Origin of the sequence: Bradyrhizobium sp. HKCCYLRH3097 (genome assembly GCF_051167875.1) — a bacterium.
In the GTDB taxonomy this organism is placed as follows: Bacteria; Pseudomonadota; Alphaproteobacteria; order Rhizobiales; family Xanthobacteraceae; genus Bradyrhizobium.
Map to the genome: position 1 here is coordinate 69,255 of NZ_JBNPTX010000011.1, position 25,092 is coordinate 94,346.

The following is a 25,092-nucleotide window of genomic DNA, read 5'->3' on the forward strand; positions in this document are numbered from 1 at the left end:
AGCCCAATGTGGCAGATGCGGCGCATGTCAGGCGCGACCGCTCCACGATGGCGCCACCCTGCAAACCCATTTCCGGAATAAGGCAGGCGGTGAGCGCCGGGGGTCGGCTGGCCCGATTTCGTCGCGAGGGAGGCTCCGATGGCCGTCTGCATCACGTCGAGGAACGTCGCCGCCGCGATCGGCATGCTTGCTGGCGCAGCGGCGAGCGGGACCGCGATGGCCGACCCGCTCGACGACATCATGGGCGGCCTGATGCGCGACGCGCGCAGCTCGTTTGCGCGGATGGTGCCGATCGGGCTCGTACCGACCATGCCATCGCTCCAGCCGCCTCCCATCCAGCAGCCAACGGCACTGCCACCATCCTCTCGGCCCGCGCTCCCGCCCCAGGCTCAGGCCGTCAAGCCGCAGGCGGTAGCGAAACCATTGCGCCCCCGACCGCCGCTCAGTCCCGCCGCGGCGACGTTGGCGGCTGCCGATGCTGCCGAGACGGTCGCCGACGCCAATCTCGATGCGGCGCTGGCGGCCAACGAGAAGGCCATTTCCGACCGCGACGTGGCGGAGGCGCTGGCGAAGGCCAATCCCACCGCAGCCAACATCGCGGCGGCCAAGGCCGCGGCCGAGGCGGCGTACACCGCCGAAGCGAACCTCACCGACGCGCTGTTGGCCGACAAGGAGACCGATGCACGTCTGAAGGCCGCACGCGCCGCCGTCGCAGCGCAGCAGAGCGGCCGGAAGTCCTCAGGCAAGCCGCCGTCGGCGACGCCGGTCAGCCTCGCCGACAAGTAGCCGGCGGCGCACTCACAGCGCGTCGGCCCGCTCCAGCGTGTCGATCGTGACCACGCCGTGGGCGCGGGAAACGCAGGCGCAGAGCTTGCGGCTGTCGTGCTTCTGCTCGGCGCTGAAGAACACGTCGCGATGATCGATCTCGCCCTCGACTTCGACCACATCGACCGCGCAGACGCCGCACTCGCCGCGCCGGCAATCCGCCATGACCTCGTGACCGGCGGCATTCAGCACGTCGAGCATCGAGCGGTCGCGCGGCACAACGATCTCTTCGCCGCTGTCGCGCAGCCGGACCTTGAACGGCTCGGTCGACAGCCGGCCGCTCGATCCGAACGTTTCATAGCTGAGATCGGCCGGCACGCGGCCGCACGCCGCCCACGCGCTGCGCGCGGCATCCAGCATCCGCATCGGTCCGCAGAACAGCACGGCTGCTCCGGACGGCAGACTCGAAAAAAGATCGGACAGGTCAAGCCGCTGCGACTGGTCCGCGGCATACACCGTGAGACGGTCGCCGAGCAGCGCCGCGAGCTCATCGACATAGGCCGCATCACCGCGCGATCGCACCGCATAGTGCAGCGAGACGTTCGGCGTCTTGCGCAGCAGCGCGTGCGCTGCTCCGACCAGCGGCGTGATGCCGATGCCGCCGGCGACCAGACAATAATGCAGACGCTGCCAATCGACCTGCAGCAGCGAGGTCGGGCTCGCCACATCCAGCCGGGCGCCGGGCTGCAGCGACCACAGATAGCGCGACCCGCCGCGGGAATCCTCGGCGAAGCGCACGGCGATCCGGTAGCCACGCGGGTCCGCCTCGCCGACCAGCGAATAGGAGCGGACATCGGGCTGGCCGGCGGCGAGGACGCCGACCTTGATGTGGCTGCCGACCGGATAGGGCGCGCAGACATAGCCGTCGGGCCGCAGGATGAATTCGCGGATGCCCGGCGCAAGGTCGCGTGTCGAGACCAGGGTCGCAGGCGACCAATTGTCCTGGAAACGCATGATCGCCTCCTCAGCCGTTGATCTGCGTCTTGATCAGCACCGCCGCAGGCACCAGGTCCATCGGACCACGCGCCTTCACGGCGAGCCGCAGGTTGCGGGCCGCCAGCCGGGCATGCTCGCGCATGATGCTCTCGGCTCGGGCGCCCTCGCGGTTCTCGATCGCATCGATGACGATGCGGTGATGCTCCTGCGCGACCACCAGGATGTGACGCGCCTCCGGCAGCGCCGATTGCGCCATCACGAAGCCGCTCGGCGAGGCGAACGGCAGCGCGCTGGCGCGGTCGACCTGGCGGATCACCGGCGGGCTGCGCGACAGTTCGGCCAGCAGGGCATGAAAGCGCGCGTTCAGCGCCACATAGGCCGAGAACGCGTCGAACGAGAGCTCGGCCGGCGCGATCAGCTCGTCGATCTGGGCGAGGCACTCGCGCATCGGCTCGGTGTCGCGCACGGACACGCCGCGCTCGGCGGCGAGCCGCGCCGCCAGTCCTTCCATCGTGCCGCGCACCTCGATGGAGTCGAGCACGTCGCGCTCGGAGAACGATTTCACCATGAAGCCGCCGGACGGAATGGCCTCGAGCAGCCCCTCCTCCTCGAGCCGCACCAACGCCATGCGCACCGGCGTGCGCGAGACGCCGGCGGCCTCCACCGCCTGCAGCTCGGAGATGCGCTCGCCGGGGCGCAAGCCGCCGGTGAGGATCAGGTCGCGCAAGGTGAGCTGCGCACGTACGGTCTGCGAGATCGAACGCTCGCTGTCACGCTCGGCCATTCCATTCTACTCCGCGGCTTCACGCAGCGGCGTTTCGCGCGCGATCATCCGATCGATGATCCGCCGTGCCCACATTGCGCCTGCATCGATGTTGAGGTTGTAGAACACGCGTCCCGGATTCTCGTCCATCGCGCGCTGCTGCGCTTCCAGGATCAGCTCGTCTTCGCGGAAGATGCCCGACACGCCCTCGCGGATCTCCGTCGTCAGCCGCTGCTCGGGGAGCTGGTAGTTGCGGGCGAACGCCCAGAAATAGTGGCAGGTCTTGTCGGTCTCCGGCGTGATGGTGTTGAGCACCATGCCGTTGACGCCCTGCGAGCGGTCGCCCTCCGGCGCGCCCGTGCCGGCCGGTGCGACGCCGACGTCGATCGTCACCGTGCACGGCGCTTCGAAGCGGATGATCTGCCAGCGGTCCACCAGACCGGGCTTGCCGAGCTGCTTCGCCCAGAACGGCGGCGGCTCGATACCGCGCATCCAGCGCGTCACCGTCGCGGTGCGCTCGCCATGGGTGACGTCGAACGGCGCTTCCGCCACCGCGTCGTTGCCGATCGACGAGCCGTGCACGAAGGTCTCGTGCGTGAGGTCCATCAGATTGTCGACCACCAGCCGGTAGTCGCATTTGACGTGGATGGTCTTGCCATCGCCGGCCCAGGCCGGATCGTGATTCCAGTGCATGTCGGGAATGGCAGCCGGATCGGCCAGCGCCGGATCGCCCATCCACAGCCAGATGAACCGATGCCGCTCGACCGCCGGATAGGCCCGTACGCAGGCCGAGGGGTTGATGGTCTCCTGCGACGGCATGAAGGTGCAGCGGCCCTGCGGGCTGAATTTCAAGCCGTGATAGCCGCAAACGACGGTGTCGCCTTCCAGCCGGCCCTTGGACAGCGGCACCAGCCGGTGCCAGCAGGCATCTTCGAGCGCGGCGATGGTGCCGTCGGCCTTGCGGAACATCACGACGTGCTTGCCGCAGATCGTCCGCGGCAGCAGGGCCTGCTTGACCTCGGCGTCCCAGGCCGCGGCGTACCAGGCATTCATCGGAAAAGAAGCGGCCATGGCGTGTCCTCGTGGCGGTATACTTCTAGCTGGTCATTGTATACAGCAAACGAGGGAGGAGGCGCAAGTTCCGCCTTCTCCCGGCGGAAAACTGCCAATCCTGTATACAATAGCCGCACGACGGTTCCGCTCCAAGGAACAAGGCTGACAGACAATCCCTTCTGATTCAAGCACTTGCGCTGATTCCGCTAGGCACTCCGAAAAGACTCACCCGCTCGGTAACGGCCCCAGAGATTCCCCGGATCAGCCCCCTCGGCGAGAGCTGTTCCGTTCGGAGCGCGGCACCGGCGAGGCAGGGGCCGATGATCACAGCCCCTCGCCCCGCAGCCACGCGGCGCCGCGCGCATAGAGCGCTTCGACCTCCGGCCCCTTCAGCCCGGGCATGTCGCGCTTCACCGTGTAGCCGATGCGCGTCTGCAGATAGGCGAGATGCCGATACCCCACGGGAAATTGCTCCAGCAGCGCGCGATCCAGCGCCGGCACCGCGCCCGGCGTCACCGGGTCCATGCGATCCTTCTCGTAGATCGGCTGGCGCAGCACGATGCCCCATTTGCCCGCGCGCTTCTCGAGGAAGTCGTAGAAGCGGCCGGTGCAGAGCACGTCGCACACGACGCCTTCGACCTCGGCCCGCTGTGAGATCGTCATCTTGGTCTGGGAGATCGCGCGATGGCCGGCGAGATCGACCGAGATGCCGCCGAGAAAGTGCAGGATGTTGACACCCTTGGCCCAGGCCGCCTTGCTGATCTCGATGAACTCGTCACCGGTGCCCTGCGTCCACGTCGCCATCATCCGCCCATCCGGATGCCACACCGTGCGGAAACGCTCCCAATCACCGGCATCGCGCCAGATCGCCCAGTTCTGCAACAGTTCGCGGATCTGACGGTCGTCCTCGATCTCGGTGGCGGTCTTGGTCATGTGCATTTCCTCCGTGTTGCGCGGCTGCTGAATACATGGATCGGAGCAGCGCTGCAAAACTCACATTGCTGGTGATGAAGTCCAAAACGCGCCAAGCATTCGATGTCGTCCCGGGCAAGTCCGACAACGCGGAGCGTTGGCGGACGCCGACCCGGGATCCATACGCCGCGGCGGATGTGGCTGGGCGAGAATGGTCGACCATCGTGCCTCGCACATCTCCCTGGGGTTATGGATCCCGGATCGGCGCGCGCGTTGCGCGCTTGTCCGGGACGACAGTTGAGTAGATGTCGACACCTTCGACCTCATCACGGAGGCGAACTGATAAGCATCTTTCATCCCGCAGCACGTCGTGCCCGGGTGATGCAGCATTCGTGTCCCTCTGAACAACGAGAGGGCGCGAGGAAGGCCGGACCTCGGCTGAGGCCCGTGGCCCGCCTGCTCAAAAGAATGCAGGCGGCAGGTACCACAGGTACAGCCGGACAGACCCGGCCTTCCCCGCGCAACGGTTTTAACGGTGTCCTTCGTGCTCTCCCTGGGGATCGGCTCTCTTGCCCCCATCGCCCGCGCGTGCCGTCAAGCAACGACCGCGAGCTTGACCTCAGCGCCGAGAGGCCAGGACCACACGACTTCGCCGTACGTAACGCCTGCGCTCGTCGGCACAGCCGTCACGTCCATCGCAGCCCGCCTCCACGTTCGTGACGACGCGTACGTCCCTCTGCTCGAGGCGGGATACCGGATATAAGCATGATTTCTGAAAAACAGCAATCACTATTTTTGCCGCCGAACTCGGCCGGTGATCGCCTCGTGCCGTCGTTGCGACAAAAAAGGTCCGGCCGGGCATGACGGAGCGTAAGCCACTGATCGCGAGCTGCGAGTCCTGGGTCGAGGTGCAGATCCGCATCTGCCCAGGACCATGGCGCATTCGACAATCTGCCGGCGCCGGCAAGCGGCTGGCGGATCTCGATCAGGCGCATGATCCGCTCTGGTGGGTGAAGCAGCCCATCAGGCGCGAACAGATCTCGATGCTGCCGCCATCGCTCGAACTGCTGCGCAAGGTGGAGAAGGTGTTGGCGACCATCGAGGCGCTGCCGGACGAAGCGGCGGTCCGTCGCGAGATCGCCGCGCTCAACGCGGAGCTCGCGAAGGTCAACGCCACGGTGCTGGAAGGGCCCGCGACCCGGCTCTGCAAGATCGACACCGACGGGATGGTGGCACGCTGGCAACGATCCCGCGGCGCCCTGACGCCGCCGGATCGCCATCGATGATCTATTCCGGAATCCGCGCGATCAGTTGGTGATGAACGTTGACGCCGATGTCGCCGCGCTGCGCGCCATGCGCCGTGCCGTCGCTGTGATAGACCAGCAGCACGGCGTTGTCGTGGGTCAGCGGCTGCGGCGCGACGATCGTCAGCTTCGCCCTGCCGTCCGGCCCGGCCACGAAATCGTTCGTCGTTGCAATGCCATCGAGCGGCGTGAAGCCGACCGGCTTCTGATCGAAATGATTCTCGAACAGGCTGTAATGTCCGCCCGGCTTCAGATGGTCGAAGCTCATGGCGATCTCGACCTTGCCGCTGGCCGAAGGAGTGAACGTCACGCTGCCGCTCGCCGCGAGCCAGTCGCCGAGCGTGAAGCCAATCGGCTCGCCCTTCGCGTTGGCGACAACGGCGGTCTTCGCATCCTGTTCGATCAAGGCCGGCCGGACCCCCGCGACGTGGGAAATGTTCTGCGGACCGACAGCGGCCGGCGCCGCGGCGTCGGCGACGAAGGCATGGGGATCGAGCGGCTTCGGCTGCTTCGTCTCCGCCGAGAAGAACGCCGCGTGCGTGACGAACGACAGATGGGTCGCATCGGCGGCCCGGCTGGCGCCGGACGGCGCGAGCGCCGCCAGCATCAGCGCCGCACTTGTCCACCCGGCTAGGGGGTTCGATCGTTGCATGGTCTCATTCTCCTCGCGTCCGTGAACATCGACGCGCGATGCGCGTCGCGACAGGGCTATCTGCGCCCGAGCCCGCGGACTGTTCGCTCCAGGCACGACGAAGGTTACCGGTCCGCGTCGGTCGACGAACGGCGAGCTCAGTCGTGCGCGAAGACGCGCGGCGCGACCCAGCCGAACATGCGACGGCCGAACAGGCCGCCCGCACCGATCAGCAGGACAGCCGTTCCGACGTTCCACATCAGGATCATCACCGAGGCGTCGATCGTATGAAACAGAGCGAGCGCCGTCGACGTGATCGCAGATACGGCGACGCCGCCGGTCAAGGCGACGATGGTCGGCCGCAGCCGCGCCGCGTAGCGCAGCATCACCAGCAGGGCCAGCGACAACGGCAGGCTCGTCACGGCGAGCGTCGTGAAGCAGCGGGCCGCCTCGCCGGGGCTCATGCCGTCTGGACCGACCGCAACCCAGTCGGTGAGGCACTGATAGCCGATGTTGGACAGCCATAGCGCCAGCGCCGGCAGCGGCAGCAGCATCCACCACCGCGAGCGGTCGGGAAGGCTGACCAGGAATGCCGCAATCGCGGCCAGCACGCCGGTCAGGATCGAGCCGACGAGGCTGGTCACGAATGGCGCATCGTGCAGACGCTGCACCAGATCTGGACGGATCCCCTGGTTGACGGCGAGCAGCGCCACCACGGCACCGGCCCCGATCAGCCAAGTGCAGGCGCGCAACAGCGGGGGCCGCAGCCGCTTCACGGGCCGCATGTCAGTCGCAAGAGAGTTGATCAGATCGTCGGTCTTGATCATGGCTCGTTCCGCGGAATGAGCAGCTTCTGAAGGCTCTTCAGAGCGCGGTGCATGTTCACCTTCAATGAGGTCGTGGACATTCCGGTTGCCGCCGAGGCCTCCTTGAGCGACAGCTCCCTGAGCTTCAACAGGCGCACGGCCTGCTGCTGCGCTGGCGGGAGATTGTCGATCGCCAGCTCCAATTCGCGGCGGTCGGGCGCCGCCTCCACGCCGGTCTCGGGCTCGGCTGCGATCTCGTGCTCGGGAGACAGCACAGTCTCGCGCCGCCATTGGCGCGACTGCCGCCGTACTCGGTCGATCAGGCGACGGTTCGTGATGGTCACCAGCCACGGCGCGAACGGGCGCGTCGGATCATAGGTGTGGCGGATCGAGTGGATGGTCAACAGCACGTCCTGCACCGCGTCCTCGATGTCGCTGCGCTGCCTGCAGTGCCGCGCCGCGAGAGAGCGAAGGTAGGGCGTGATCTCCTGCAGCAGCCGCTGATAGGCGACACGATCGCCCTCCTGGGCATGCGCCATCAGAATCGCCCAATCGAGCGCGCGGCGTCCCGGCTTGACGTCCGCCCCGCTCTGCGCGTCCACCGCGACGAGCCTCAGCCGCGGCGCAGGAGCGCTCTGGTCACTGCCCATCGGCGCTCTCCAGTTTTCGACCGAGCGGCACGACGAGTTGATCGACGCTGAAGGGCCCGTGCCCGAGCGCGATGATCGCAACCGCCATCGCAGCCCAGGGCAGATGAAAATTGGCCCAGCCATCCGGGACGACGAGCTGGATGAAGGCGGTCATGACCAACAGCCCGAGCGCGCTGACCCTGGTCGCCAGCCCGACCACCAGGAGCACCGGCAGCACGATCTCGGCCACGCCATCAAGATGAGCAAAGGCTGCGGGCCAGGGAAAGTCATAGGTCTGTCCGAACAGGTGCAGCTTGAATTCGTCCTCGAACAGATACACCGCGGACGGCGACAGCGACAGCAAGCCATCCCATTTGGTGAGTCCGGATTTGAAGAACGGCACCGCGAGCGCGATGCGCAGCATCGGCGGCGCCACGATGAGAGCCAGTCGCGCGAGCCGATCGATCGCATCCGACATGGCCAAGGTGAGCGCCCGGCGGCCCGCGATCGTGCTCATGACGCCTCCCCCATCGTCGCGCGGTCGAAGCCGATCACCGCTCCGCCATGGATCAGATCGTGGAGGGTGCCGGCGAGGTCGAAGCCAACGTCCTCGCGCAGCGCATCTTCGACTGCCCTCAGCATCGACCGCCCGGCCGACAAGGCCTGAACGAACGCGAAACTGCCCGACGGGATCGCGCGAACCACGACGTCGGCCTCGGGACGGACGATCAGAACCGCCTCGCCGCCCGCGTCGAGATCGACCGGGCCAGGAATTCCCTCCGCGACATTCATCTGCCAGACCGTGAGCACGGGAAACGCCGAGCAGACCAGCCGCAGGGATGGATGCAGGCGCAGGCGGAGAGCCGGCAGATCGGCCGGCGCTAGGGCGGCGAAAGCCGCAGGCGTGACCGGCTGGGCTTCCGCCGCATGATAGGCCTCGGCCCAGGCGCGCTCGATCGCCGCGACATCGGCCAGATAAGGCAGTGCCGATGCCGGTGCGAAGCCGCGAATGAACGCTGCGAAGCCGCTGCCATAGTCGAGCAGAATCGGCGAGCACGGCAGTTCGGACAGCAGATGGCGGCGCGCCATGGCCTGGAAGAACTCCTCCCCGACGATGCGATGAACCGCCGGATAGGCGTCCTTCAGCGTCGCCGTCAAGCCGGCCACGACATTGTTGCGATAGACGCCGAACCGGCGTCCGCTCGGCGTCCCATCCGGTCCAACCAGGCCGGGAGGCACCGGCTGCGCCGGATCGAGCAGTGCGCGGGCAAAGCCGCCAAGACGTTCAGCAAGCGGCGGCGTCACAGGCCACCTCCATCGTCGGCGAGAGCATGATGGCCTCGGCCCGGCGCGCCTCCGCCGCGAGCACCGGCCATGGCGGCACCTCGGCGTCCCACTCGATCAATGTCGGCACCGGGCCGGTGGCGCGGATCGCATGCGCACACAGCGACCAGACGACGTCGTCGACCGGCCGGTCGTGGGTGTCGATCAGCAGCGGCCTGCCGTGCTCATCGGCTTCGCGGGCGTGGCCGGCGAGATGGATCTCGACCACCTGCGCGAGCGGAAAGGCGGCAAGATAGCCATGCGGATCCCACTGCTGATTGGTCGCGGCGACATGGACGTTGTTGACGTCGAGCAGGAGACCGCAGCCGGTACGGCGCGCGATCTCGGCGATGAAGTCGGGCTCGGACCAGTTGCTCTCGGCGAACGCGACATAGGTCGATGGATTCTCCAGCAGCATCCGCCGGCCGAGCACGCTCTGCACCTCGTCGATGTGATCGCAGACGCGGATCAGGGTCTCGCCCGTATAGGGAACGGGAAGCAGATCGTTGAGGAAACCGGTATCGTGCGTCGACCACGCCAGGTGCTCCGAGAACAGCCCCGGCTCGTAGCGGTCGACCAGATGCTTGAGACGGCCGAGATGGGCCTGGTCGAGCGGGCGGTCGGCACCGATCGACAATCCGACTCCATGCAGCGACAGCGGATAGCGCTCGCGAATAGCCGTGAGATAGTGGTGCGGTGGCCCGCCCGCGCCCATGTAGTTCTCGGCGTGAACCTCGAAGAAGCCGATATCGGGCCACGTTTCGACGATGCCGCGATAGTGCTCGGCCTTGAGGCCGACGCCGCCCCGCGCGGGGATCCGTCCGGCCGTCGAGAATTGTGCGCGTGCCACCCGAAGACTCCGATCGAGAGAAATGGCGGGCTGCAAGCAGCCCGCCGGCAATGTCTCAGGCCTTCGGCGTCAGGCTACCCGGCCCCTTGGGGGTCTGCATCGTCGTGCAGGTGCCCTTCGGCTCGAGCTTGAACGCATTGCCCTGATAGTCGGTCATGCTGGTGCCCGCGCAGGTCGTGCCGGCGCCGGCGAAGCAGTCGTTCTGGCCCTTCAGCGCGACGCCGAAGCACTTCTCCATCTTGCCGTCCTTCATGGCCTTCATGGTCTCGGCCTGCTTGGCCTTCATCATCTTTTCCATGTTGCCCTTGGCCATCGTCTCCGCCGAGGCGGATGTGACGGCGAGCGCGCCGGCAGCGACCGCAAATGCACCGACGATCATTGCGGACAGCGTGCGATTGGACATGCGTGTTCCTCCATTCTCCGGGTTCAGCCTGCGGACATTGCAGGTGTCTGGCGGCCATCGGCGCGCCTGTACGATGGTTCGCTCCAGTGCGTTGGAAGGTTACGTCGTCTGCTTCGCGATTCATCTTTCAGTTGCGCCCGAGATAGTCGAGCAGATCGGCCGCCGCCGACGACGACCAGTCGGCCGCACCCGGGAGGTATCCGACGATCAGTCCTGAAGCCGAGATCAGATAGGTGATCGGCATGCCATACAGCGTGAACGGCGCAGGCCTGCCGCGACCGTCACCGGATTGCGCCACGTACCCGTTCGGATCGAGGCAGATCGGCAGCGACGTCAGCCGCAACGAGCGCACGAAACGACCGACACTGTCGCGATCGCTGCGGTCTTCGGACACCGCAACGACGTGCAGGCGCTCGCGCCCGACGCTGCGCGCGAGCCGATCGAGCTCCGGCAACTCGATGCGGCAGGCCGTACACCACGAGGCCCAGAAGTTCAGCACGATTGGCGCGCCGCGCAGCGCGGCCAGATCGAGCGTACCGCCGTCGAGGCGAAACAGCCGCAGCGCCGGCAGGCTCTGCTGCGGCCGCAGCAGCGTGAGCTGATGACGGCCGGCTGCGAAGGCCGGGACCTCGTCGTCAGCAGACCCTGCCGAAGCGGGGCCGGCGCCTGCCATGAGCGCCGTCAACACACCGCCGATCACCTCGCGCCGTGTCGCAACAATCATCCCGCCCGTTCCTCGACGGCGAGGGCGGGCGAGGACTGCGGAACGGCCGGCCGGAACGCGATGAAGAAAAACAGCGGATTGGGCAGCCAGTACAGCCATCCGATCGACGGCTCGCGCCGGCCGTCCGGAAGCTTCAGGTCGAGCCACACGTACAGGAACTTGTAGATGCAGAGTCCGGGGATCCAGTTCGGACGAAGATGGCACGTTCTCAGGCAGCGCCGCCGGATATAGAAGTTGCCCTCGAGCGGCGTGATGTCCCAGAGGCCGACCGGCCCCTCGGCGATCACCTCGCCGCTCGGACGATGGGTAATGCGCACGATGCGCGGGCGCCTCACATGCAATTGGATACCTCCCGCCGGCGTGTCCTGATGCTGCCATTCGACGGTACGATGGCGGACCAAGAAAGGTTACCAGGCCACGCGCAGCCGCGGCGAAGTCATGAGCACCGGCGCGGATCGCGGTCAGCGCAGCGCGTGCGTTCGAGTTGCCCGCTCACATCCAATTGACCGGTCGTGATCGATCCAGGGCGGCGGCCCCCGCTTGATTCATTCGATCGCGTCCGATTAGTTAGCCGCAACCAACAGAACGGCGGAAACACAGTTTCACGACCTCCCAAGGTTTGCACAAGGCTTCGTCGTACGATGTGCTCTTCCGGATGACGACTCTCCCCATCGCACAGGCCGGGCCGCTCTGAACCGCCGCGCTCAGCGCACCCGACCACCTCAGCTTTCCCCGCTGACGACCGCCGGTTCGGTCGGCCAGATCCTTTCAGCTGCATCCGACGCTCGTGCCGCCGGTGATCGATCCTGCGTGTCGATCAGGACCTGGCGCTGCGACGGCCAACTCAGGAGCGACGCCCCGCATGATCTCCGCCGAACACCTGACCCGCCAATACGGGTCATTCACCGCCGTCGACGACGTCTCCTTTGAGGTCGGCGACGGCGAGATCGTCGGCCTGCTCGGGCACAACGGCGCCGGCAAGACCACCATCATGAAGATGCTGACGGGCTATCTCGAGCCGACCGCCGGCACGGCGACCATTCATGGCCATGACATCGGCACGCAGCGCCGTCAGGCGCAGGCGCTGATCGGCTACCTGCCGGAGAATTGCCCGCTGTATCCGGAGATGACGGTGGTCGAATTCCTCGACTACGCCGCGGAGCTGAGAGGAATCCCGCCGGGCGCCCGGGCGCAGGCGCTGCGCGACGCCATCGCCGCCACCGGCCTTGGGGAAAAAGCCACCGCGCCGATCGCGAGCCTGTCGCGCGGCTACCGGCAGCGGACCGGCGTCGCGCAGGCGATCCTGCACAAGCCGAAGATCGTGATCCTCGACGAGCCGACCAACGGCCTCGATCCGTCGCAGATCGCCCAGATGCGTGGACTGATCAGGGATCTCGCGAAGACCGCCACGGTGATCCTGTCGACCCACATCCTGCAGGAGGTGCGCGCCGTGTGCGAGCGCGTGCTGGTGATCAACCGCGGCCGGCTGGCGCTCGACACCCGGATGAGCGATCTCGGCGGCCCTGGCCGGTTGCGTCTCGTCACCAGCGGGCCGCCAGAACTGGTCGAGCGGCTGGTCACGGGGCTCGGCCTCGTGATCAGCGTGGAGCGGCTGACGGCCGCCGAACCCGGCCATGCCTATGCGCTCAATCTCAATGGCCACGCGGCCAGCGCCGTGGCGCCGGCCGTCGCCCGCGTCATCACCGACAACAAGCTCGATCTGTTCGCCCTGCATCCCGAACAGCGCGATCTCGAAACCCTGTTTGCCGACATCACCGGCGCCGGCGCGCCGACCCCGGAGGCCCTGCATGCATAACGTTCTTCGTATCGCTCGCAAGGAGCTGGCCGTCTTCTTCGCCTCGCCTGCGGCCTTCATCTTCATGGCCGCGTTCCTCGCCGTCACCCTGTTCCTGTTCTTCTGGGTCGACCGCTTCTTCGCCCGCAACATCGCCGACGTCCGGCCGCTGTTCGAATGGATGCCGGTGCTGATGATCTTCATCGTGTCGGCCGTCACGATGCGAATGTGGAGCGAGGAACGGCGCGCCGGCACGCTGGAGTTCCTGCTGACCTCGCCGGTCGCGCCGCTGCAGCTGGTGCTCGGCAAGTTCCTCGCCTGCCTCGCTTTGGTCGCGATCGCGCTGGCGCTGACACTGCCGCTCCCGATCACGGTGTCCATGATCGGCCGGCTCGACTGGGGACCGGTGGCCGGCGGCTATCTCGCCGCGCTGGCCCTCGCCTCCGCCTACATCTCGATCGGCCTGTTCGTCAGCGCCCGCTCCGACAACCAGGTGATCAGCCTGATCGTCTCCACCCTGATCTGCGGCGCGTTCTACCTGCTCGGCTCCAACACGCTGACCTCGCTCACCGGCAACGAAGGGGGAGAGCTGTTGCGCCAGCTCGGGGCCGGCTCGCGCTTCGAGTCGATCGCCCGCGGCGTCATCGACCTGCGCGATCTCTACTACTATCTCAGCATCTTCGGCGTGTTCCTGGTGCTCAACCTCTATGTGCTGGAGAGCCTGCGCTGGTCGTCGCAGGGCCGCGCGCCGCAGCACCGGCGCTGGCGCATGGTGGCCGCGCTGACGGTGGCCAATCTCGTCGCCGTCAACCTGTGGCTCGGCCAGCTCCCCGCCGCGCGGGCCGATCTCACCGCCGGACACATCTATTCGATCTCGGACGAAACCCGGAGCTATCTCGGCCAGCTGCAGGAGCCGCTGCTGATCCGCGGCTATTTCAGCGCCCAGACCCACCCGCTGCTGGCGCCGCTGGTGCCGCGGCTGCGCGATCTGCTGAAGGAGTACGAGATCGCAGGACAAGGCAAGGTCCGGGTCGAGTTCGTCGATCCGATGCAGAACGCCGCGCTCGAGGCGGAGGCCAACAAGCAGTACGGCATCCAGCCGGTGCCGTTCCAGACGTCGAGCAAGTATCAGGCGTCGGTGACCAACTCCTACTTCAACATTCTCGTCAAATATGGCGATGAATATACGACGCTCGGCTTCCGCGACCTCATCGAGGTCAAGGAGCGCGGTGACGGCGACAGCGAGCTCGACGTCAATCTGCGCAATCCGGAATACACGATCACCCGCGCGATCAAGAAGGTGCTGAACGGCTATCGCGGCTCCGGCGACGTGCTGGCCGGCCTGCCGCACCCGGTGACGCTGGAGGCCTATATCTCTGCCAAGAACCTGCCCGAGCCGCTCGCCAAGCTGAAGACCGCGCTGCAGGAGCTGATCAAGGACGACCAGAGCAAGACGCCGGGCAAGCTCGACGCGAAGATCGTCGATCCCGACGCGGATGGCGGCCAGATCGCCAAGACCCTGCAGGACGATTACGGCCTCGAGCCGCTCTCGGTCGGCCTGCTCAACCCGAAACGCTTCTGGTTCCATTTGATCCTGAAGAGCGGCGACAAGACCGAGCAGATCCAGCTGCCGGAGCAGCTCGACAAGGACGGCCTGAAGCGCAACATCGACGCCGAGCTGAAGCGCTTCACGCCCGGTGCGCTGCGGACCGTCGCGCTGTACACGCCGCCGGCGCAGCAGCCGCAGCTCGGCATCCCCGGCGGCGGCGGGCCGTCGTTCGATCTGCTGCAGCAGAAGCTGCAGGAGAACACGCTCGTCGACGCCACCCAGTTGAAGGACGGCCGCGTCCCCGAGCGCGCCGACATCCTGTTCGTCGCCTCGCCGCAGCAGCTCGATCAGAAGCAGCTGTTCGCCGTCGATCAGTTCCTGATGAAGGGGGGCACCGTGATCGTCGCCACCTCGCCCTACCAGCCGTCGCTGCGCGGCAATCTCGATGTGGCCAAGACGCCCTCGGGCCTCGAGGACTGGCTGGCGTTCCAGGGCGTGAAGGTCGGCGACAGCATGGTGCTCGACCGCCAGAACGCCTCATTCCCGATCCCGACCGAGCGCGACGTCGGCGGTGGCATCAAGGTGCGGCAGATCCGGCTGATGGACTACCCGTTCTTCGCCGACATCCGCAGCGACGGGCTGGCGCAGGGCGCGGCGCCCTCGGCCGGCACCCAGCAGCTGACGCTGTCCTGGGCCTCGCCGCTGACGATCGACGCCGACAAGGTCGGCAAGAAGCGGAAGATCGTCGATCTGATCCAGAGTTCGCCGCATTCCTGGACCGCCAAGACGACCAACGTCGTGCCGGACTTCAAGGCGCATCCCGACACCGGATTCCCTCCTGCCGAGAAGCAGGGGCGCCAGCTGCTCGGGGCCATGATGGAGGGCGAGTTCACGTCGTTCTTCGCCGGCAAGCCATCGCCTCTCGCCAAGGACGCGGCTCCGCCCAAACCCGATGCAAAGCCCGATGACGCGGCGAAGGCGGCGGCTGCAGACGCCAAGCCCAGCATCACCGGCGTGATCTCCCGCTCGCCCGAAAGCGCGCGGCTGATCGTGATCGGCTCGGGCACGTTCCTGTCGGACGACGTGCTGCAGCTCGCCTCCAGCGTCGACCGCACGCAGTATCTGGCACCGCTCGACTTCGCCCAGAACCTGGTCGACTGGTCGCTCGAGGACCGCGGGTTGCTGGCGCTGCGCAGCCGCGGCGGCCAGTTCTCGCGCACGCTCGCCCCGATGCAGAGCGGCGGCCAGATGTTCTGGGAATACCTGAACTATGCGCTCGCGCTCGCAGGGCTCGCCCTCGTCTACATCGTGCGCCGCGTGCTGCGGCTCGGCGCCCAACGGAGATATCTCAACATGCTCGGCATAGCGGAGGCGCGGACATGAAAGGGCTTCCCATCCTGCTCACCGCGCTGCTGGGTGGCCAGCTCGCGCTGGCTCTCACCTTCGCGGTCAACCGCTCCGATCATGCCGCGTTCGACGCCAAGGAGCCGCTGGTCGCGTTCGCGCCGGCCAAGGTCGATCAGGTCGCGATCGACGACGACGACGGCCACACCGTCACGCTCGCGCGGAAGGACGGCAAATGGGTGATCCCAGCGTTGTCCGACTTTCCCGCCGACCCGACCAAGGTCAATGCCCTGCTCGACCGCATCGCCGGCCTGAAGAAGGGCTGGCCGATCGCGAAGACCGATGCCGCGGCCGAGCGCTTCAAGGTCACCGAAAAGGTTCATGAGCGACGCGTGGTGCTGACGAGCGGCGGCAGCCGGGTCGGCGAGTTGCTGGTCGGGACCTCGCCGGCCTATCGCCAGGTGCATGTCCGGGCCGGCGATGCCTCTCCGGTCTACGCCGTCGAGCTGGCGACCTACGACATCGGCGCGGAGCCCAGCGCCTGGATGCAGCACGACATGCTGGACACGCCGCGCGACAAGATCGCCAGCGTCAATGTCGGCGACGTCACCATCGAGGGCAAGGACGGCAAGTTCACGCTGGCGGGGCTCGGCAAGGACGAGAAGCCGCGGCCCGACAAGATCGATGCTCTGGTCAGCGCGATGGCGCATCCTCTCTTCGATGGCGTACGCGGCAAGGGCAAGGCGGCGCTGACCCAGACCGACGCGCCCGACATCACCGTCACGCTGAAGCGGACCGATGGAAGCCAGCTCATCTATCGCTACAAGAAGGACGCCGGTGGCGGCTATCTGTTCACGCGTTCGGCGGAGGACTATCTCTTCCACGTGAGCGCCGACACCGCTGCGCCGATCGTGCTGGCCACGCGCGCGGCATTGATCGAGCCGCCGAAACCGGACAAGGCGCCGAACGCCAACAGCTCGGGCAACAAGAACTCGAACGACAAGAGCTCGGAAGACAAGGTTTCGGGCGCGAAGAGCCCGGACGACAACGCCGCAAAGGCCGAGACGGCAGGCGCCAAGGCAGATCAGGCGCCGGCGGCTGCAGCACTGCAGGCTGCTCCGACGTCATCCCATGGCGCCGATCAGGCCTCTCACGGCGGCGCCGAGCCGCCAAAGTCGCCCGGAGGCTAGGTCCTCACGACGCGCGTATCCGGCTTCGCCGCGAGACTGGAGCCGGATCCCGCGCCGGGTGGCCTATTGTCGCTCGGCCCCGATCAGCCGCTGAGGAAAGGTATGATCAGCCAAGCGCCTCAATCCTTGGCTGTGCCACCGATGATCGTCAGTCGTGGGGGATGAGATTTTTTTCTCGCTCGGCGGCCGGTCGTGTCGGCACCGGCGATGCACGAACGTCCTTGGATCAGCCGGATCGCAACGACCCGGCTCGAGCGTAACCAATGGACCGCCCGGTGAACGAACGACGCGGCCTGCACTTGGAAGGAAGGGACGTCTGCCATGGCAAAGCACAAGAACACGATCTGTCTGTGGTTCGACAAGGACGCAGAGGCCGCCGCGCGCTTCTACGCCGAACTGTTTCCGGACAGCGAAGTGACGGCGGTCCATCGCGCGCCGGGTGACTACCCTTCCGGCAAGGCCGGCGACGTGCTGACGGTGCAATTCACGGTGTGTGGCATCCCCTGTCTCGGCCTCAATGGCGGACCTGCGTTCACCCACAACGAATCCTTCTCGTTCCAGATCGCCACCGACGATCAAGCGGAGACGGACCGCTATTGGAGTGCCATTGTCGGCAATGACGGCCAGGAAAGCCAATGCGGCTGGTGCAAGGACAAATGGGGCATCTCCTGGCAGATCACGCCGCGCGCGCTCACCGACGCGATGGCGGCCGGCGGAGCCGAGGCCAAGCGCGTGTTTGCCGCGATGATGACGATGAAGAAGATCGACGTCGCCGCCATCGAGGCAGCGCGGCGGGGATGACCCTCGCCAGCCGGAGCGCAGCATCGCCGCGCTCCGGCGTCACGGGCGCAGGCACCGCAGATGCAGGAATAGCGGCACGCGCAGCCAGCGCCGGCTGCTGTCGCGGGTGATAATCGCTTCGGGAATGGACGGCTCGCGCAGCGCCTCGATCAGGAATCCCTCCGCTTCCAGCGCTTCGAAATAGCTCTGCAGCGGGCGATGCGCGCTGTGGAAGGTCATGCTGAGCCCGTCGCGCTCGATTGCGTCGCTGAAGGTGTAGGAGTCCAGATAGCTGCCCTGGATGACGAAGGGCGCATCCGATGCCAGGCTCGCGAACCGCCCGGCCGAGTTGAGCGGGTGGACGATCGCCATGCAGAAGCGGCCGCCGCGCCTGAGAACCCGCGCAAGCTCGCGCACCGCGGCCGGCATCGCGTCAACGTCCTGCAGCGACATGAAGGCGATCGCGAGATCCGCGCATGCATCGGCCAGCGGCAGCGCGGCCGCGTCCGCACGCACGACGCCGATCGTGGGATCGGCCGCCCGGGCCGCGGCGATCAACGACGGCGATGCATCGACGCCGACCACTCTGTGCCCTTCGGAGGCGAGATGTCGCGACAGCCTGCCCTCGCCGCAGCCGATGTCGAGCGTGAGCGCACCGGGCGGCGGCAGCAAGCGGCTGAATTGCTCGCGATGGTGGCGCCAGAAGCTGTCGTGACCCGGCGCTCTCGCCCAGGCGAGCCACCGGCCGGCCTCTGCTTCCCACTGCTCGCGCAAATTCATCGCGGCCTCCTCGCCCGACCCTGCGGATTCAAGAGCCGCGCTTCTTAAACTGCTTCCTCGCCCAAGTCATCAGCGGCGCGGGTCGTTACCTGACGGGCATGCCCGTCCGTGTGCCGCTCGAGACCAACAGCGTCCTGTCCGATGTCGCCACAGCGCCGCACAGGCAGCCGTTCGACGCCAAAACAAATGCCACCGCCGGGGAACCATGGGATTGCCAGCAGATTGGTTCCATGACGCAATCCCCGCACCCGGAGTCATGTCATGACCATGAAGATTCTTACGATCACGCTCGCAGCCGCCGCGAGCACATTGATGGCCGCAGCCGCCTCCGCTGCCCCGCTCACGGCCGGCATATCGGTCCTCCCGGAGAGCAGCATCCAGCAGGTTCGCATGGTCTGCAACGAGAACGGCCGCTGCTGGCGCCAAGGCCGCGAACGCCGTGTCATCATCCGCGAAGACCGCGGCGCCTACGGCTATGGCCGGCACGAGCGGCGTGGCTATGAAGGACGTGACTATGAAGATCGTGGCGGCATCGGCATCCACGCGCCCGGCGTGAGCGTCGGAATCGGCCGATAACACGTCCGACGTCTGACTCATGCCAAGGCATCGTGATCAGGACTGCACATGATCTACAAATGAGCCAAGCGTCCGACGTTCGCATGTCGATGCAACGATGCTACGAACGTCGGATGAGCCGCAGGGCCAGACTCGCTCTCGCTTCAGCCGATGGCGGCGACCGGATCCTCACGGCAAATAATTTCGGCTGGACCTCGCTATTGCGCGCGCACACACCATATGTTGATGATCACCGCGCGTCCCCCGGCTGCCATCGGTGACTGAGAGCCATGCGCTCCCGCCGCGACCAGAAGGCGGACAGCATGTCGAAAACTTCGAACACCTCTTCGAATACCACCACGTCCAGTGCGCGCGTGGTTGGTGCGACCGCTCCTGGCGCCGCCATTCTTTGGGCTGCCGATCGTCGCCGCGATTCTGATCCGGTGGCCGCCGTTCGCAGCGGGGCGCTTGCGCCAGGTCACCCCGACAAGCCGTCTGAGCCGGCCAAGCGAGAGCGGTCATCGCTACACGCGACGCTCGCCACCAGGGCGGAGAATGCGCTGGAGACGGCGGGCCTGATGCAGCAAGGCGGCGAGCGCGCTGCCGCGATCAGGAAGGCGACCATCCTCGCAAACGCCGCCGAGATACTCGGGCATTTCAACGGAAGTGTCCGTTCGCGAACGAAGTGACGCTGGGGCGGCCTGCTCCTGCGTACCATCGTGCCCGCCGAGGGCGGCATCCGGTGCAAGGACATGTCAGCCAATGCTCGAGATCAACCTCACCACAGAGCCTCCTCACGGCACGGTCGTGGATCCCGACTTTCTGCTGACGGAAATCATCGGGCTGAAGCGCCTGCTCGCCGAGGCCGAGAGCAATGCCAAGACCCGGTCCGAGCAGGCCGAAATCGAGGCGAGAGAACGCGAGACGGCGAGCAGGCTGCAGAAGCTCATTCTCGAGGAGCTGCACCATCGCATCAAGAATACGCTCGCGACCGTCACCGCCATCGTCTCCCAGAGCCTCCGCAACGTGCCGGCGACCAAGGATGCACAGCATGCCATCTCCGGGCGGCTCCTGGCCCTCGGACGGGCACACGATCTCCTCCTGCAAGCGAAATTGTCCAGCGGCGATCTCCGCACGGTGATTCGTACGTCCGTCCAGGCCTTCGACACGCCCGACGACTCACGCTTTGCGATCACCGGACCCGACGTGCTGGTGACGCCGGATGCCGTCATCGCCCTCGCGATGACGCTCAACGAGCTATGCACGAACGCCCTGAAGTTCGGCGCGCTGTCCGTGCCGGAAGGACGCGTCGATCTGCTTTGGACCGTCGACCAACGCCGGGTCCGCTTCGCCTGGACCGAAAGACACGGCCCGGTCGTTCAACAGCCCGCCAGCCGAAGCTTCGGAACCCGGCTGATCGAAACGCTCGGCGTGCAGCTCGGCGGCGAGGTTCAGTTGACCTATGCGCCGTCAGGGCTCTCCTACACGTTCGACGCGCCGATCGCCGTTCTCGACTCTCCCGTGAGACCGCCGATGCACGCAACAGAAAGGGATCTCCGATGTCGCTGAGCCAATTTCGCGTCGATGAGCAGCCGCATACGATGGACGGATTGCGCCTGCTCGCCCAAGATGGCGCCGTCGGCGTCGAGGCCTTCGTCAGCCGCAAGGTGATGGACATCTGGGCCGAGTCGATCGAGCACACGGGCGGCCGGCAGAGCCTGTTTCGTGTCCAATACAATGCGCTGGGACAATTGAACCTTGCTGCGATCGAGCGGATCGTGAGCAGGAAATATCGGCGCGGCGCCGCATCCAACCGGCAGCATCCCTTCATCGAGGTGCTGTTCTCGGATATCGCCGACAGCGGTGAAACGCTCAATCTGAGCGAGCTGGTGCGAGAGCCATTGCCGCCGTCATTCCATCGGCTTGCGTGAGACAGGCGGACGGCGCACCTCAGGTCTGACCGATCAGGGTGTGCGCGGACGCGGCGCAGATCTCCTCGAGGAAGTCGAGGAAGGCGCGGGCGCGCGAGGAGATCAGCTTGCGGCTCGGAAAGATCGCGGTCAGCTGGGCGGCGCGGGTGTCGAACGCGACCCCCCTGCCGATCTCGACCAGCCGGCCCTCGCCGAGCAACTCGACGCAATAGTGCTCCGGCAGAAAGGAAATGCCGGCGCCGTGGGCGACGGCCCGGCGCACCGCCAGCGGATTGTTGATGCGGGCGACATGCGCACCGACGTCGAAGCGGACGAGATGGCCGTGCTGCTTGATCATCAGGGTGCGATCGCCATAGCGCCGCTCGCAGATCATGAGATGGCGCTCCAGCGCGCGGACGTCCTCGCCGATGTCGTGCGCGGCGAGATAGGCGGGGCTGGTCACCCAGATCAGGCGGCCGCCGATCAGCACCTTCTGCGCCAGCTCGGAATTCTCCTGCACGCCGACCACGACCGCGATGTCGAAGCGGTCGGCCAGCATGTCGATCGCGCGCGTGGTTGCCTCGACATCGAGCTCGATGCGCGGATAGCGGCGGTGGAATTCGGCGAGCTGCGGCGCCAGGATCTCCTCGCAGAACGCCGGCGGCAGCGCCACCGAGAGCCGGCCGCTGGGCACGCCGACCAGCCCGGTCATGACCGCGTCGGCCTCCGAGACCTGATCCAGGATCTTCTGACATTGCTGGAAGAACAGCTCGCCCTCGCGGGTCACCCGGACGCGCCGCGAGTTGCGGTCGAACAGCCGGATGCCGAGATCCTGTTCGAGCCGGGCGACCGATTTGCTGACCGAGGATTTCGGCATGCCCAGGGACCGCGAGGCGCCGGTCATGCCGCCGGTCGCCACCACCGCATGGAAAACAGGAATGTCCTCGATCCGCCATTTCATCCGAGAGCCACTCGTTCATCGAGAGAAACGATCCGTGCACGTTAGCATGATTGTCTAGCAGGGGAAACTTCGTATGGTCCGTCCCGGCGCGGCCGCGAGTGACAGTCAGCGGCGGCCCATTCGCGGAGGGACACATGGCCCGGATCATCGGCGGCATCGGCGCATCGCACTCGCCCACCATCGGCTTCGCACGCGACACCAACAAGCAGAACGACCCGGCCTGGAAGCCGATCTTCGACGGCTTCGCGGTCGTGCGCGACTGGGTGAAGCAGAAGGACATCGACGTCCTGTTCATGATCTACAATGATCACATCACCTCGTTCTTCTTCGATCACTACTCCGCCTTCGCGCTCGGCATTGACGACCGCTATGTCGCCGCCGACGAAGGCGGCGGACCGCGCAACGTGCCGCCGGCGAAGGGCCATCTCGGCCTGTCGCAGCACATCGCGATGGCGATGATGGCGGACGAGTTCGACATGTCGTTCTTCCAGGGCAAGCCGGTCGATCACGGCCTGCTGTCGCCGCTGTCGATGATGGGCGATGCCAGCGGCGCGTGGCCGGGCATGGTGGTGCCGCTGCAGGTCGGCGTGCTGCAGCTGCCGATTCCCAATGCGAAGCGGATGTGGAAGCTCGGCAAGACCCTGCGCAAGGCGATCGAGAGCTATCCGGAAGACCTGAAAGTGGCGATCTTCGCCACCGGCGGGCTGTCGCACCAGGTTCACGGCGAGCGCGCCGGCTTTCTCAACGAGGACTGGGACAACGAATTCCTCGATCTGCTGGAAAAGGACCCGGAGCGGCTCACTGCGATGCGGATCGCCGACTATGCGATCAAGGGCGGCATGGAAGGCGCCGAGGTGATCATGTGGCTGATCATGCGCGGCGCGCTGTCCGAGAACGTGAAGCTCGTGCACAGGCAGACCTACGCACCGTCGGTGACCAACATCGCTACCCTCGTGTTCGACGATCTCGGCGGCGCGCCCGACCCGCGGGAGGTCGCGGCCTATCGCGCGCATATCGGACATGAGCTCGCGGGCGCCGAGACGCTGGCTGGCACCTATCCCTTCACCCATGGCCGCAGCCAGGCCAATTTCCGCATCAACGACTTCCTGCACCGGCTCGTGATCCCCGCGCATCGCGCGAGATTCGTTGCGGAATTCGACGCGCTGGCGGACGAGCACGGTCTCACGGACGAGGAGCGCGACCTGATCCGCAACCGCCGCTGGATCGAGATGATCAGGCGGGGGGTCAGCTTCTTCGTGCTGGAGAAGATGGCGGCGGTGATCGGCGTCTCCAACCCGGAGGTCTACGCAGCCTTCCGCGGCGAGACGCTGGAAGCCTTTTTGAAGACCCGCAAGGTCCCGATGCGCTACTCCGTCGCCGGCGGCGCCAAGGCGGCCGCGATCGACGGACATTGATGGCGACGTACGAGCTGCGTCGCCCGGCAGGGGCGACGCAGCTCATGTCTGCGGCAGCTCGATCCCGCGCGCCTTGGCCCAGCGCTCCAGGACCTTGCGCTCGTCCGCGTTAGCGACGCGGTTGGCGAAGCCGCGGATCTGAACCGCGCGGTGCCGCGGGTTGAGCTCGATCGTCAGCAGCCGCTGCGTCTTGCCGGCGTGACGATAGCGCAGCGACCAGATCGAGGCGTGGCCGGCAATGCACTTGTCCGCGTAGCTCGCGACACAGTGATGCATCGCCCTGGACTCCGCGACGAGATCCTCGGCGGTCCGCAACTGCATGATGACATACGCGTCGCGCGTGGCCGAGCCCTTCGACGGGCTCCATGACCAGTCCGTCAGCGCGGCCCCCGGCCAATGCGCTGGCTCCGCGGTCCGTGCCGCCATGCGGCCACGGGCGATCTCGGCCCGCCGGCGCGCCGCCTCGATGCGCGCGATCACCGCGAGATCACGATGCCATGCGTTCATCAGCCGGCGCAGCGCGGCCAGCGAGCGGCCCTTGAGGCTGAACTGGCGCTCGCGCCGGCGACGATGCGCGATGTAGTCGCAGAGATCGTCGATCTCCTCGCCCGTCGTCGGATGTGCGCAGAAGAACTGCGTCGCCTCGCGCCAGAACGCGATCTCGCCGCGCGGCGTCCGCGCAATCCTGGACCGGGCGATCCGCAACACGATCGCCGGATCGCTCGTGTAGGACCGCGCGATCGCCTGCCATATCGCCTCGTCGAAGCCGACCTGCCCGAGCGGATGGAGAAAGGCGTGAACCTCCTTGCGCGACAGCCAAGCCGAGGCGCCTGCCTTGTACAGCGAGCCGCCGCCGGCGACCGCGATGTACCAGCGCTTGCGCAGGATCGTCTCGTCGCGGCCGAGCCCGCCGTCATCGATCCAGATCAGCTCCAGGTGCTGGGCCACCGAATAGCGGCCAAACAGATGACGCGCAGCCGCCAGCCGCAGCCGCGCGGCGTCGCGCGTCTTCAACTGGGGCTTCCAGCCTTCTGGATCGCGAATGATGTCAGCCTCGAAGCCGCGCCGCGCCTCGCGGATCGCATTGTGCAGATCCGGCGGCGAACGCGTCGGCCGCACCGCGCGGCGCAGCGTCAGCTGATAGGCTTCAACCCGCGCGCGCTCGGCCTCCCGCCGGCGCGCCATCAATGACTGTGCCATGGTCGTTCAACATGATGGAGTGACTGTCAGCCGAACGCACTGCGGGCGTCGGCACGGATCGTGTCGCGCACAGTGGACTTGACATGGCTGATGGCCTCTCGCGTTGAACGCTTTGGGTATTGAAACGGGCGACGCTCATACATCCGAACTGCAGATATTGCAAGCCGTCGCGCGCCGCTCTTCAGCGCAGGCATGTCACGAGGCATCAGCGGCGGGGCACGCCAACGCTATATTCTTTCAGCCGCGCATCATCACGAAGCGCGGCACTGTTAGTTGCAAATGATTCTATTCACCGACGAGCAGGATGCAGCGCCCAATCAGGCATGCGGCAGAACGTCGCACGCGCCCAACGAATATTTCTCCTCCGCCAGACAGAAACAAACAGACTGGAAAGCCGGCCCGCTGCCCGTTCGATGACGACTTTGCAGCGGCCGACGGCCCGATTGTGTAACTA

At 66.6% G+C, this 25,092-nt stretch carries 27 protein-coding genes; 11 read left to right on the forward strand and 16 right to left on the reverse strand.

The annotated features are described in order from the left end of the window. Positions 1-138 precede the first annotated feature (138 nt). Positions 139-786, forward strand: a complete 648-nt coding sequence (locus ACQR0U_RS24180; RefSeq protein WP_315750352.1) for a hypothetical protein — start codon at positions 139-141, stop codon at positions 784-786. 12 nt (positions 787-798) lie between these two features. Here the strand turns inward: ACQR0U_RS24180 and ACQR0U_RS24185 are convergent, their stop codons facing one another. The 4 genes from ACQR0U_RS24185 to ACQR0U_RS24200 form a co-directional block, all read right to left on the reverse strand. Next, positions 799-1,779, reverse strand: coding sequence for a PDR/VanB family oxidoreductase (locus ACQR0U_RS24185; protein WP_315750351.1), 981 nt, complete (start codon positions 1,777-1,779; stop codon positions 799-801). Positions 1,780-1,789: 10 nt separating this feature from the next. Beyond that, on the reverse strand, positions 1,790-2,545 hold the full coding sequence (locus tag ACQR0U_RS24190; RefSeq protein WP_315718241.1) for a GntR family transcriptional regulator: 756 nt from the start codon (positions 2,543-2,545) through the stop codon (positions 1,790-1,792). Positions 2,546-2,551: 6 nt separating this feature from the next. Further along, entirely contained in the window at positions 2,552-3,595 is a 1,044-nt protein-coding gene (locus ACQR0U_RS24195; RefSeq protein ID WP_315750350.1) for an aromatic ring-hydroxylating dioxygenase subunit alpha, read from the reverse strand. Between the two features lie 306 nt (positions 3,596-3,901). Next, positions 3,902-4,510: a nuclear transport factor 2 family protein gene (locus ACQR0U_RS24200; RefSeq protein WP_315750349.1), complete on the reverse strand. Its 609-nt coding sequence runs from the start codon at positions 4,508-4,510 to the stop codon at positions 3,902-3,904. Positions 4,511-5,349: 839 nt separating this feature from the next. On the opposite strand from ACQR0U_RS24200, the gene ACQR0U_RS24205 reads away from it, so the two are divergent. Then, a complete protein-coding gene (locus ACQR0U_RS24205) occupies positions 5,350-5,775 on the forward strand; it encodes a DnaJ family domain-containing protein (RefSeq protein WP_316187213.1) in 426 nt (141 codons plus the stop codon). A gap of 1 nt (position 5,776) precedes the next feature. Here ACQR0U_RS24205 and ACQR0U_RS24210 read toward each other — a convergent pair whose 3' ends face one another. The 9 genes from ACQR0U_RS24210 to ACQR0U_RS24250 all read right to left on the reverse strand — a co-directional run bounded on the left by ACQR0U_RS24210 (position 5,777) and on the right by ACQR0U_RS24250 (position 11,494). Then, positions 5,777-6,445, reverse strand: coding sequence for a hypothetical protein (locus tag ACQR0U_RS24210; protein WP_316187214.1), 669 nt, complete (start codon positions 6,443-6,445; stop codon positions 5,777-5,779). A 137-nt stretch (positions 6,446-6,582) separates the two neighbouring features. After that, positions 6,583-7,251 carry a DUF1109 domain-containing protein gene (locus ACQR0U_RS24215; RefSeq protein ID WP_315718237.1) on the reverse strand — a complete coding sequence of 223 codons (669 nt, stop codon included), beginning with the start codon at positions 7,249-7,251 and terminating at the stop codon, positions 6,583-6,585. Further along, positions 7,248-7,880, reverse strand: a complete 633-nt coding sequence (locus ACQR0U_RS24220) for a sigma-70 family RNA polymerase sigma factor (RefSeq protein WP_316167707.1) — start codon at positions 7,878-7,880, stop codon at positions 7,248-7,250. Before ACQR0U_RS24220 ends, ACQR0U_RS24215 begins: the two co-directional genes overlap by 4 nt. Beyond that, the gene (locus ACQR0U_RS24225) at positions 7,870-8,376 is read right to left on the reverse strand and encodes a DoxX family protein (protein WP_409977990.1); all 507 of its coding nucleotides are present in this window, start codon (positions 8,374-8,376) and stop codon (positions 7,870-7,872) included. Before ACQR0U_RS24225 ends, ACQR0U_RS24220 begins: the two co-directional genes overlap by 11 nt. Next, entirely contained in the window at positions 8,373-9,164 is a 792-nt protein-coding gene (locus ACQR0U_RS24230; protein ID WP_316187215.1) for an HvfC/BufC N-terminal domain-containing protein, read from the reverse strand. Before ACQR0U_RS24230 ends, ACQR0U_RS24225 begins: the two co-directional genes overlap by 4 nt. Beyond that, complete coding sequence (gene bufB, locus ACQR0U_RS24235) at positions 9,145-10,032, reverse strand: MNIO family bufferin maturase (protein ID WP_434842901.1); 888 nt, start codon at positions 10,030-10,032, stop codon at positions 9,145-9,147. Before bufB ends, ACQR0U_RS24230 begins: the two co-directional genes overlap by 20 nt. Positions 10,033-10,087: 55 nt before the next feature. Further along, the gene (locus ACQR0U_RS24240) at positions 10,088-10,435 is read right to left on the reverse strand and encodes a BufA1 family periplasmic bufferin-type metallophore (protein ID WP_434842900.1); all 348 of its coding nucleotides are present in this window, start codon (positions 10,433-10,435) and stop codon (positions 10,088-10,090) included. 127 nt (positions 10,436-10,562) lie between these two features. Next, positions 10,563-11,159, reverse strand: coding sequence for a TlpA disulfide reductase family protein (locus ACQR0U_RS24245; protein ID WP_316167702.1), 597 nt, complete (start codon positions 11,157-11,159; stop codon positions 10,563-10,565). Further along, entirely contained in the window at positions 11,156-11,494 is a 339-nt protein-coding gene (locus ACQR0U_RS24250; protein WP_434842924.1) for a hypothetical protein, read from the reverse strand. The genes ACQR0U_RS24245 and ACQR0U_RS24250 overlap by 4 nt, the downstream gene beginning before the upstream one ends. A 527-nt stretch (positions 11,495-12,021) precedes the next feature. On the opposite strand from ACQR0U_RS24250, the gene ACQR0U_RS24255 reads away from it, so the two are divergent. The 4 genes from ACQR0U_RS24255 to ACQR0U_RS24270 all read left to right on the forward strand — a co-directional run bounded on the left by ACQR0U_RS24255 (position 12,022) and on the right by ACQR0U_RS24270 (position 17,838). After that, positions 12,022-12,975 (forward strand): ABC transporter ATP-binding protein, encoded by a 954-nt coding sequence (locus ACQR0U_RS24255; RefSeq protein ID WP_434842899.1) that lies wholly within the window; start codon positions 12,022-12,024, stop codon positions 12,973-12,975. Continuing rightward, the gene (locus ACQR0U_RS24260) at positions 12,968-15,886 is read left to right on the forward strand and encodes a Gldg family protein (RefSeq protein ID WP_434842898.1); all 2,919 of its coding nucleotides are present in this window, start codon (positions 12,968-12,970) and stop codon (positions 15,884-15,886) included. The genes ACQR0U_RS24255 and ACQR0U_RS24260 overlap by 8 nt, the downstream gene beginning before the upstream one ends. After that, positions 15,883-17,037, forward strand: a complete 1,155-nt coding sequence (locus ACQR0U_RS24265; protein WP_434842897.1) for a DUF4340 domain-containing protein — start codon at positions 15,883-15,885, stop codon at positions 17,035-17,037. Before ACQR0U_RS24260 ends, ACQR0U_RS24265 begins: the two co-directional genes overlap by 4 nt. Positions 17,038-17,358: 321 nt before the next feature. Beyond that, entirely contained in the window at positions 17,359-17,838 is a 480-nt protein-coding gene (locus tag ACQR0U_RS24270) for a VOC family protein (protein ID WP_315827031.1), read from the forward strand. Between the two features lie 39 nt (positions 17,839-17,877). Here ACQR0U_RS24270 and ACQR0U_RS24275 read toward each other — a convergent pair whose 3' ends face one another. Continuing rightward, entirely contained in the window at positions 17,878-18,597 is a 720-nt protein-coding gene (locus ACQR0U_RS24275; RefSeq protein WP_315718225.1) for a class I SAM-dependent methyltransferase, read from the reverse strand. 267 nt (positions 18,598-18,864) lie between these two features. Here ACQR0U_RS24275 and ACQR0U_RS24280 point away from each other — a divergent pair, with 267 nt between their 5' ends. From ACQR0U_RS24280 to ACQR0U_RS24295, 4 genes are all read left to right on the forward strand, one after another. Then, positions 18,865-19,173, forward strand: coding sequence for a hypothetical protein (locus tag ACQR0U_RS24280; protein ID WP_316171619.1), 309 nt, complete (start codon positions 18,865-18,867; stop codon positions 19,171-19,173). A 302-nt stretch (positions 19,174-19,475) separates the two neighbouring features. After that, complete coding sequence (locus tag ACQR0U_RS24285; RefSeq protein WP_316172760.1) at positions 19,476-19,841, forward strand: hypothetical protein; 366 nt, start codon at positions 19,476-19,478, stop codon at positions 19,839-19,841. 73 nt (positions 19,842-19,914) lie between these two features. Next, positions 19,915-20,721 (forward strand): sensor histidine kinase, encoded by an 807-nt coding sequence (locus tag ACQR0U_RS24290; RefSeq protein ID WP_315718223.1) that lies wholly within the window; start codon positions 19,915-19,917, stop codon positions 20,719-20,721. Further along, entirely contained in the window at positions 20,712-21,083 is a 372-nt protein-coding gene (locus ACQR0U_RS24295) for a signal transduction histidine kinase (RefSeq protein WP_315750346.1), read from the forward strand. Before ACQR0U_RS24290 ends, ACQR0U_RS24295 begins: the two co-directional genes overlap by 10 nt. A 19-nt stretch (positions 21,084-21,102) precedes the next feature. Here the strand turns inward: ACQR0U_RS24295 and ACQR0U_RS24300 are convergent, their stop codons facing one another. Beyond that, the gene (locus ACQR0U_RS24300; protein ID WP_315750345.1) at positions 21,103-22,023 is read right to left on the reverse strand and encodes a LysR family transcriptional regulator; all 921 of its coding nucleotides are present in this window, start codon (positions 22,021-22,023) and stop codon (positions 21,103-21,105) included. A gap of 134 nt (positions 22,024-22,157) precedes the next feature. Here ACQR0U_RS24300 and ACQR0U_RS24305 point away from each other — a divergent pair, with 134 nt between their 5' ends. After that, the gene (locus ACQR0U_RS24305) at positions 22,158-23,438 is read left to right on the forward strand and encodes a gallate dioxygenase (protein ID WP_315827033.1); all 1,281 of its coding nucleotides are present in this window, start codon (positions 22,158-22,160) and stop codon (positions 23,436-23,438) included. 42 nt (positions 23,439-23,480) lie between these two features. Here ACQR0U_RS24305 and ACQR0U_RS24310 read toward each other — a convergent pair whose 3' ends face one another. Beyond that, on the reverse strand, positions 23,481-24,638 hold the full coding sequence (locus ACQR0U_RS24310) for a PcfJ domain-containing protein (RefSeq protein WP_316167697.1): 1,158 nt from the start codon (positions 24,636-24,638) through the stop codon (positions 23,481-23,483). Positions 24,639-25,092: the final 454 nt, after the last annotated feature.

Bases quoted from the DNA above. Each gene is read 5' to 3' on its own strand.
- ACQR0U_RS24180 (WP_315750352.1), top strand. From the start codon at position 139: ATGGCCGTCTGCATCACGTCGAGGAACGTCGCCGCCGCGATCGGCATG.
- ACQR0U_RS24185 (WP_315750351.1), bottom strand. From the start codon at position 1,779: ATGCGTTTCCAGGACAATTGGTCGCCTGCGACCCTGGTCTCGACACGC.
- ACQR0U_RS24190 (WP_315718241.1), bottom strand. From the start codon at position 2,545: ATGGCCGAGCGTGACAGCGAGCGTTCGATCTCGCAGACCGTACGTGCG.
- ACQR0U_RS24195 (WP_315750350.1), bottom strand. From the start codon at position 3,595: ATGGCCGCTTCTTTTCCGATGAATGCCTGGTACGCCGCGGCCTGGGAC.
- ACQR0U_RS24200 (WP_315750349.1), bottom strand. From the start codon at position 4,510: ATGACCAAGACCGCCACCGAGATCGAGGACGACCGTCAGATCCGCGAA.
- ACQR0U_RS24205 (WP_316187213.1), top strand. From the start codon at position 5,350: ATGACGGAGCGTAAGCCACTGATCGCGAGCTGCGAGTCCTGGGTCGAG.
- ACQR0U_RS24210 (WP_316187214.1), bottom strand. From the start codon at position 6,445: ATGCAACGATCGAACCCCCTAGCCGGGTGGACAAGTGCGGCGCTGATG.
- ACQR0U_RS24215 (WP_315718237.1), bottom strand. From the start codon at position 7,251: ATGATCAAGACCGACGATCTGATCAACTCTCTTGCGACTGACATGCGG.
- ACQR0U_RS24220 (WP_316167707.1), bottom strand. From the start codon at position 7,880: ATGGGCAGTGACCAGAGCGCTCCTGCGCCGCGGCTGAGGCTCGTCGCG.
- ACQR0U_RS24225 (WP_409977990.1), bottom strand. From the start codon at position 8,376: ATGAGCACGATCGCGGGCCGCCGGGCGCTCACCTTGGCCATGTCGGAT.
- ACQR0U_RS24240 (WP_434842900.1), bottom strand. From the start codon at position 10,435: ATGTCCAATCGCACGCTGTCCGCAATGATCGTCGGTGCATTTGCGGTC.
- ACQR0U_RS24245 (WP_316167702.1), bottom strand. From the start codon at position 11,159: ATGATTGTTGCGACACGGCGCGAGGTGATCGGCGGTGTGTTGACGGCG.
- ACQR0U_RS24255 (WP_434842899.1), top strand. From the start codon at position 12,022: ATGATCTCCGCCGAACACCTGACCCGCCAATACGGGTCATTCACCGCC.
- ACQR0U_RS24260 (WP_434842898.1), top strand. From the start codon at position 12,968: ATGCATAACGTTCTTCGTATCGCTCGCAAGGAGCTGGCCGTCTTCTTC.
- ACQR0U_RS24265 (WP_434842897.1), top strand. From the start codon at position 15,883: ATGAAAGGGCTTCCCATCCTGCTCACCGCGCTGCTGGGTGGCCAGCTC.
- ACQR0U_RS24270 (WP_315827031.1), top strand. From the start codon at position 17,359: ATGGCAAAGCACAAGAACACGATCTGTCTGTGGTTCGACAAGGACGCA.
- ACQR0U_RS24275 (WP_315718225.1), bottom strand. From the start codon at position 18,597: ATGAATTTGCGCGAGCAGTGGGAAGCAGAGGCCGGCCGGTGGCTCGCC.
- ACQR0U_RS24280 (WP_316171619.1), top strand. From the start codon at position 18,865: ATGAAGATTCTTACGATCACGCTCGCAGCCGCCGCGAGCACATTGATG.
- ACQR0U_RS24285 (WP_316172760.1), top strand. From the start codon at position 19,476: ATGTCGAAAACTTCGAACACCTCTTCGAATACCACCACGTCCAGTGCG.
- ACQR0U_RS24290 (WP_315718223.1), top strand. From the start codon at position 19,915: ATGCTCGAGATCAACCTCACCACAGAGCCTCCTCACGGCACGGTCGTG.
- ACQR0U_RS24295 (WP_315750346.1), top strand. From the start codon at position 20,712: ATGTCGCTGAGCCAATTTCGCGTCGATGAGCAGCCGCATACGATGGAC.
- ACQR0U_RS24300 (WP_315750345.1), bottom strand. From the start codon at position 22,023: ATGAAATGGCGGATCGAGGACATTCCTGTTTTCCATGCGGTGGTGGCG.
- ACQR0U_RS24305 (WP_315827033.1), top strand. From the start codon at position 22,158: ATGGCCCGGATCATCGGCGGCATCGGCGCATCGCACTCGCCCACCATC.
- ACQR0U_RS24310 (WP_316167697.1), bottom strand. From the start codon at position 24,638: ATGGCACAGTCATTGATGGCGCGCCGGCGGGAGGCCGAGCGCGCGCGG.